General features: G+C 67.8%; 7 protein-coding genes and 1 pseudogene. 2 read left to right on the forward strand and 6 right to left on the reverse strand.

What is annotated here, in order from left to right; genetic code table 11:
- Positions 1-121: 121 nt before the first annotated feature.
- The 6 genes from HBH26_RS20105 to HBH26_RS20130 all read right to left on the reverse strand — a co-directional run bounded on the left by HBH26_RS20105 (position 122) and on the right by HBH26_RS20130 (position 4,672).
- Positions 122-523, reverse strand: a complete 402-nt coding sequence (locus HBH26_RS20105; protein ID WP_209308704.1) for a hypothetical protein — start codon at positions 521-523, stop codon at positions 122-124.
- Between the two features lie 85 nt (positions 524-608).
- A complete protein-coding gene (locus tag HBH26_RS20110) occupies positions 609-806 on the reverse strand; it encodes a hypothetical protein (protein WP_168136347.1) in 198 nt (65 codons plus the stop codon).
- A gap of 40 nt (positions 807-846) precedes the next feature.
- Positions 847-1,044, reverse strand: a complete 198-nt coding sequence (locus HBH26_RS20115) for a hypothetical protein (RefSeq protein WP_168136348.1) — start codon at positions 1,042-1,044, stop codon at positions 847-849.
- Positions 1,041-1,532: a hypothetical protein gene (locus HBH26_RS20120; protein WP_168136349.1), complete on the reverse strand. Its 492-nt coding sequence runs from the start codon at positions 1,530-1,532 to the stop codon at positions 1,041-1,043. Before HBH26_RS20120 ends, HBH26_RS20115 begins: the two co-directional genes overlap by 4 nt.
- A 21-nt stretch (positions 1,533-1,553) precedes the next feature.
- Positions 1,554-2,492 carry an ArdC family protein gene (locus HBH26_RS20125; protein WP_168136350.1) on the reverse strand — a complete coding sequence of 313 codons (939 nt, stop codon included), beginning with the start codon at positions 2,490-2,492 and terminating at the stop codon, positions 1,554-1,556.
- A gap of 104 nt (positions 2,493-2,596) precedes the next feature.
- Positions 2,597-4,672 carry a ParB/RepB/Spo0J family partition protein gene (locus tag HBH26_RS20130; protein ID WP_168136351.1) on the reverse strand — a complete coding sequence of 692 codons (2,076 nt, stop codon included), beginning with the start codon at positions 4,670-4,672 and terminating at the stop codon, positions 2,597-2,599.
- Here HBH26_RS20130 and HBH26_RS20135 point away from each other — a divergent pair.
- Positions 4,578-5,546, forward strand: coding sequence for a CPBP family intramembrane glutamic endopeptidase (locus HBH26_RS20135; protein WP_239024961.1), 969 nt, complete (start codon positions 4,578-4,580; stop codon positions 5,544-5,546). The genes HBH26_RS20130 and HBH26_RS20135 overlap by 95 nt on opposite strands.
- A 347-nt stretch (positions 5,547-5,893) precedes the next feature.
- Positions 5,894-6,645, forward strand: a pseudogene (locus HBH26_RS20140) (IS5 family transposase).
- The last annotated feature ends 139 nt before the right edge of the window (positions 6,646-6,784 follow it).

Here is a 6,784-nt window from a genome sequence, read left to right on the forward strand (position 1 = left end):
ACAACCTCACTTTAGATACCTGCTGTCCGGCCATGGCTTGCCCTGATGAAGCCTGCGGCCGCTACGCGGCCTTGTCTTCATCAGGGCCATAGCGGCTCCCGAACCAGCGCTTCCCAATGTGCTACGGACCACGGTTCGAGCGGATGTCGAACTCGCCTTCGCCGAACCCGAGCGCTTCGGCAAGGCGCACCAGCGCGCGGCGACCGTCAGCGTGGAAGAGATCCTTGGCGGCGGCATCATAGGCGACGCCGCGGATCGCGAGCGTGGCGAGCGCCGGGTGCTGCTTCAGCTCGGCGATACGGTCCATGCAGCGGCGCCGGAGCAGGCTGTCGTCCGAGCCCGCGCCGGCGAGGTTGCCGAGATGGCGGGCAAGGAGAAGGACGCCAGGATCGGCATCGAACGGCACGCCGGCGTTGCGGCAATCCTCGATCGCGGTGGTGACCGCGTGGAGCGCGGCGTGGAGGGTGGTCAGCGCGCTCGGATCGAGCGCCTGCTGATGGCGGAAGTCGACGTCATAGGGCATCTCTCAGGGTCTCCCGAGCACCTCACGCGCTCGAACCCGCCACTCCCTCTCTCCTTTGCCATGCCGCCTATGGCGGCGGGCAGGATCAGGTGACGCGAAAGCTGCCCTGGCCCGAGCGGAACGCGCCCACGATCGTGCCGCCATCCCAATGCCCCGACAGGATACCGCGCCGCGGCACGCTCTCGATCGGATAGCGCCGCGCGGCGAGCAGGCGCGCGCGGCGCGTGTCGCGGTCGACGGCGAGGCCGGTGACGTAATGCTTGGCGAAGCGAAGCGCGATCATGGTTCTTATCCTGTCGCGGGGCGGGTCGGCTGTCATCGGGTCAGAGCATGAGGCCGACCGGATCGGGGGAACGGCGCGCGGCGTCGAAACCGCGCTGCCAGGCATCGGCGAGCCGGCTGCCGCGACGATGGCAGCAGCCGGTGTTGCCCATGACGAAGCACCGCCACCCGGCCTTCTCGGCCTCCCATACCGGTTCGGGCGGCACGGGCGCGAGCAGCGCCATCAGGTCGAGCCTCATGGCGCATCCGCCGTCCCGGCCGCGGCGATCATGATCGCAACCGCCGCATCGATCGCGGCATCGTCGTCGTTGACGACACGGGCGTCCGGTTTGGCGCGGCGGACCGAAGCGGCCACCATGGCGGCGGGTCGGCCCTTTAGCGGGTAGGACCAGACCTTGCCTTCGTCGATGACGACGAGGCTGGTGCCACAGGCGCGGCGCAGACGCCTGGCCTCCTCGATCCGGGTCATCAGATCCGCCACCTCGAACTCGAGATTGTGGGTGAGTACGCTGTCGCCGATGCGGGTGGGCGCGCGGTTGGCGGCGAGCCAGGCATCGACCTCGTGTTCGCTGACGCTCCCGACGGCATGGTACATGTCGGCCGCGCCGTGGCCACGATTGGAAGCGAGGAAGGCGCGTTCCCCGTCCACCCATATCTCGGCGGTGTAGCAGGTCGTCTCCTCGGACAAGGCGGCGACGATCTTCAGCTTGCGCAGTTCGATGTGCATGGCGGTTGCTCCGGTGGGCGGTCATGCCTCGAGGGCTTCGGGACGGGCCTGGTGGGCGGCGACCGCCGCGGCCTCCTTCAGCCAGGCGAACGCCTGCTCGGCTTTCGACGCGGCCTTGATGATCGCGCTGGAATCGCCCTTGAGGATGCGCAGCCAGTGATCGATGTAGCTGGCATGGTTGTCGTGGAGCTCGCCCGGCAGCCCGAGGTCGGCGCAGATCAGGCATTGCCCGATCGAGGCGACCAGTTCCTCGAAGGCATAGGCCTGGTCGCCGAACTTCTTGCCGAACTCGCGATCGAGCCGCGAGGCCGCGCCCGAGTAATGGACGTACTCGTGGCCGAGCGTGCTCGCGTAATGATCGTCCGAGCGGAACATGGTCCGATGCGGCATCTGGATATAGTCGCCGATCGGCGAGAAGAACGCCTGGTCGCCGCCATGGCGCACGGTCGCGGGAAGCGCGTCGAAGAAGGTGTCGATCGCGGCGCGGTGGACGCTCTCGACGCGTGGCTCGGGCGGGGCTGCGACCGGGTAATAGTAAGCCGGCAGCCCGTCGATCTGCTCTACGTTAAACACGGTGTACGAGCGCAGGAAGCGGATGTTGCGGTTCGCCTCCTCCCCCGTCGCCCGGTCGGTCTCGGTCTTCGAGAAGCTCGAATAATAGACACTGAGCGAGCCGGTCTCGCCGCGGCGGACCTGCCCTCCCAGTTCCTCGGCCTGCCGGTAGGTCATCCAGGTGCGCGCCGAATAGCCGCGCGCGTCGCCGATCGCCCAGAGGAACAGGTTGTTGATGCCCGTGTAGGCGGTGCCGCAGTGGCGCAAGGGACGGCCCCCCGCTCCGGTCAGCCCCCAGGGGCGCGACCACGGCAGGACGCCGGCTTCGAGCTTCTCGATGATGAGGCCGGTGATCTCGGCCGCGACGTCGCGGCGCGGTTTGTCGGCGGATTTGCGACGGAAGGTCATGATGGGTGCTCCCCATGGAAAATGAAAAAGGCGGCCGCCTCCGGTGTCGGAAGCGGCCGCCAGTCAGGCCCGGGAGACGAGCGGGCAGCTCGGGCGCGATGCGGCTATTCGGCCGCGATCATCGTCTCGTCGTCGTCGTTGACGGGAGCGAGGTCGTCCTCGTCATCGACACCCAGATCATCGGTGTCGTCGCCGGCAATCGTTCGATCTTCGGGATCGGCGTCGATGTCGTCGCCAGCCTCGTCGTCGAGATCGAAGTCATCGGTCGCGACCGCCATGTCGAACCGCATCGCGTCGGGCACCCAGGCGAGCGCCGCCTCCTTGGTCTCCGCCTCGGTGATCGCCTCGCCGGCGAACAGCTTCTCGCAGCTGGTCGCGATCTCGCCTTTCTTGGACCCGACATAGCGAGCCGCGAGCACCGGCCCGCCAACCTCGGTGAGGAGCGCGAGCAGCGTCCCCTTCGACACGCGGTCGAAGAAGTTGGCCGAGGTCGGCCGCCACCATTTGGCGGGCTCGACCTCGAGGATCGACGCGAGCCGGGCATGGAGCGGGTTGGTCGCGGGCGAGCTGTAGTCCGGCTTGGCCTCGAGCGACGAGGCGACGGTGACCGCGAGCCATGCCGCCTTGGCATCGTCGTCGAGGTCGCGGAACGCCTCGAACCGCTCGACCGGGCTCCCCGGCTCGGTCCAGCGGGTATCGAGCGCCTCGCGCGCCTCCACCATCGCGATCTGCGCCTGCGTCGCGGGCTGGTCCTTCGGCATCTGCGGGTCCTGCGGACGCCCCGCCGTGATCGTCGTGCCGTAGCGGCTGTAGCCGCGGCTCCGGTCGGCCATCGCGAACAGCATATAGTCGAGCGCAAGGCCGGGATCGGCGAGGATCGAGGCGGCAAGGATGTCGCGACGCTGGACCGCGAGCTCGTCATGGAGGCGCGCGCTCAAGGGCTTGCCGCCCGGTGCGACCGCCTCGGGGGGCAGCGACGACGTGTCGCGGGTCGCGCGCGTAGTGCCGGACGCGCTCTCGCCGGTCGGGCCTTTCAGCGGCGTCTCGCTGAAGTAGACGCTCTCCAGCGTCATCGTGCCGTCGCGGCCGAGCGTCAGGAAGGTGCCGACCTGCCCCTTCATCTCGTCCGACAGCACGGGCGGCTTGGAGTTGAGCGTCTGATATTCCTCGCGGAGGCGGTCATATTCCTCGTCGAGCGCGGCATAGGTGTCGTCCTCGATGCCCTCGTCTGCCATCTCCTCCTCGAGCACCTCGCAGCGCTCGACGATGGCGTCGGAGCGCGCGGCTTCCTCGTCGGTAAGCGGCGCGGGGTCGAGCGTCACGCGGTGGAGATCGGCGGTGGCACCGTAGAGGCTGGTGGTCGCGACCGGGCGCACCCAGGCGAGCCCCTGCTCCTCGCCGACGCGCTTCGCCTCGGCTTCCATGATCGCGGCCGCGAGCGTCTGCGCGAGTTCGGGGTCCGACCAGCGATCGCCGTCCTCGGAGAACAGCTCGCGCTCGATCCGTCCGCCGGCCGCGACATAGGCGTCGGCGCCGACCAGCAGCGCGACGGGGTCGCTCGCCTTCATCGTGTCGTTGGCGATCGCGCGGCGCACCTGGTCGGCGTTGACGTAGGAGGAATGGCCGTATTGCTGGAAGACGCGCTCCTGCTTGGCCTTGTCCTCGGTCGAACCGTACGCCTTGGCCATGTCGAGCGTGATCCGCCCCTCGGCGAGCGCCTCGAAGATCGGTTCGGCGAGGTTGGCGAGGCGCAGCCGCCCCTCGATGAAGCGGCGGGTCTGCCCGAACCTCTTCGCGACCGCGTCGATGTCGCCGTCCGACTTCAGGAAGTGCTGGAACGCGACGCACTCCTCGGCAGGCGTCATCGCCTCGCGCTGGAAGTTCTCGGTCAGCGACACCTCGCGCAGGTCCGCCTCGTCGCCGGTGACGATCTTGACCGGCACGTCATAGTCGGCGGCATCGATCTCGCCGGCTTCGGCCAGCATCATCGCGCCGAGATAGCGGCGATCGCCGGCGATGATCTCGTACATGCCCTTGGGGCGGGCGGCGGTCACCAGCAGGTTCTGCATGATGCCGCGTGCGCGGATGCTCGCGGCCATCGCCTCGATGTTGCGGGGCGGCGTGGTACGCACGTTCTTCTCGGAGCGCTTCAGCTTCGCGAGTTTGACGGTCTGGGTCATTCGTCGTCTCCAAAGATGCCCGGCCGCGCGACCTCTCGCCGCACCCCAACCGGACACCCTCCCCGATCCTCCTCCTCTTCCCTGCCCCGGCAGCCGGGACGCCGCGCCACGGCGCGGGGGTGTGGACCCGGACGCCGGATCGGGCATGATCGGCATGGATGCGATGGAGGCGGGAATGGCCGGGGTGAGCGCGAACGCGGGGAAGGACGCGGCGCGACCGTCGCTATGGCTCGTCGCGGCGCTGCTCGTCGGCCAGCAGCTCGTCCTGACGCTGTTTCACTATGTCGTTGCCCCGGCGATCGGCATGGCGCCGGGATCGGCGTCCGCCATCGCGATGACGATCATCGTCGGCGCGATGGTGATGGCGGCGATCGTCGCGCTCGATCTGCGCCGCACCGGTCGCGCGCGAGCCGTGCTGCTGGTCGCGCCGCGATGGGACCGCGCGACGGCGCTGACGATGGCCGCGGCGCTGGTGATCGCGCAACTGCCGCTGATCTGGCTCGCGGCGAACGGCCTGACCGTCTGGCAGACGGGTCAGAGCCAGCACCTTGCCGTGGGTCAGGCGCTTCGCGCGTCAGCTGACGGCGTGTGGCTGCTGGTGGCGACGATCCTGGCGGCGCCGGTCATCGAGGAGGTGATCTATCGCGGCTATCTCGTCGGGAGCCTGATCGACCGGATGCCGGGCGTCGTGGTCGTCGCGATCTCGGCCGCGCTGTTCGTCACCCTGCACAGCGAGGCCGCGAACCTGGTCGCCGCGCTGTGTCTCGGGATCGCTACCGCGATCTGCGCGATCCGGACGCGGTCGGTCGTGCCGGGGATTGTCGTCCATGCCGCGAGCAACGCTTTCGGCCTATGGTACGGGAGCCAAAGCTAAGGCTACGGATGGGAATGAACATGCGATTGACCATGGCGGTTTTTTTGGCGGGTGCTCTCATAGCAGCAAACACGTCTCTTGCTGCCCAGGATATCCCGTCTCCATACGATGGCGCGGTGGACGAACATGGTCAGCGTCAGATGATGGACAGGCTGGCGAAGCGTCGGCTCGAACAGGCTTATCAGCGGCAACGCGGAGCGACGCGCAGAGACGTCTCGCCTCGCACCGAAGCGACGTGTCGGAACAAGGCGCAAGCCGCTGCTACGCTAGGGTCCAAACCCAATCAGCGGCTTGAAGGAGTGAGACTTTCCTGATTCACCGGTGGTGTGGATCAAGGGAGGTGCGTGATGGCGCTGTTCTGGTTGTCTGATGAGGCGTGGGCGGCGATCGAGCCGCATCTGCCGAAGAACCAGCCGGGTGCCCGGCGGGTGGATGATCGTCGGGTGATCTCGGGTATCCTTCATGTGCTGAAGGTCGGTTGCCGCTGGTGCGACTGCCCGCCCGATTACGGACCGTCGACGACGATCTACAACCGCTTCAACCGCTGGTCGCATCGCGGCTTCTGGCTGAAGCTGCTCGACGCCCTGGTAGACACCGGCGCGGTCACGAAAAGCACCTCGATCGACAGCACCTACATCAAGGCACAGCGCGCGGCGTTCGGCGCAAAAGGGGGCACTCGACGCAGGCGATCGGCCGCTTGCGCGGTGGCTGGACCACCAAGGTCCACGCGCTCACCGACGTCATCGGGCGCCCCTATGCGCTGATGCTGACCGCCGGCAACGTCAGCGATGTGAAGGCGGCACCGGCGCTTCTCGAACGCGCCGGGCGCATGCGCTACCTGCTCGGCGACAAAGGCTACGACGCCGACAGGCTGCGGCGCTCGCTGCGCGACGGAGGCGCTGTTCCGGTCATCCCGGTCCGACGCAACCGCAAGCGCACCATCCGCTACGACAAGGACCGCTATCGCGGCCGCCACCTCATCGAAAACGCCTTCTGCCGCCTCAAGGACTTCCGCCGCGTCGCTACCCGCTACGACAAGCTGGCGGCCAACTTCCTCTCAGGCGTCGCGCTCGCAACAGCTATCGCGTTCTGGCTTTGAATGAGTCTCAACCCTAGCATTACAGTTGCGTTCTTGATTCGGTTCTGAATCAATGGGTCACCATGACGAGGAGGTTGTGGTGAAGGGAGCATCGATCGAGGCGACGCTGGAGCTCTGGGCATCATCGCTGCGGGAGGTG

The sequence above is a fragment of the Sphingomonas corticis genome, from assembly GCF_012035195.1.
Lineage (GTDB): Bacteria > Pseudomonadota > Alphaproteobacteria > Sphingomonadales > Sphingomonadaceae > Sphingomonas > Sphingomonas corticis.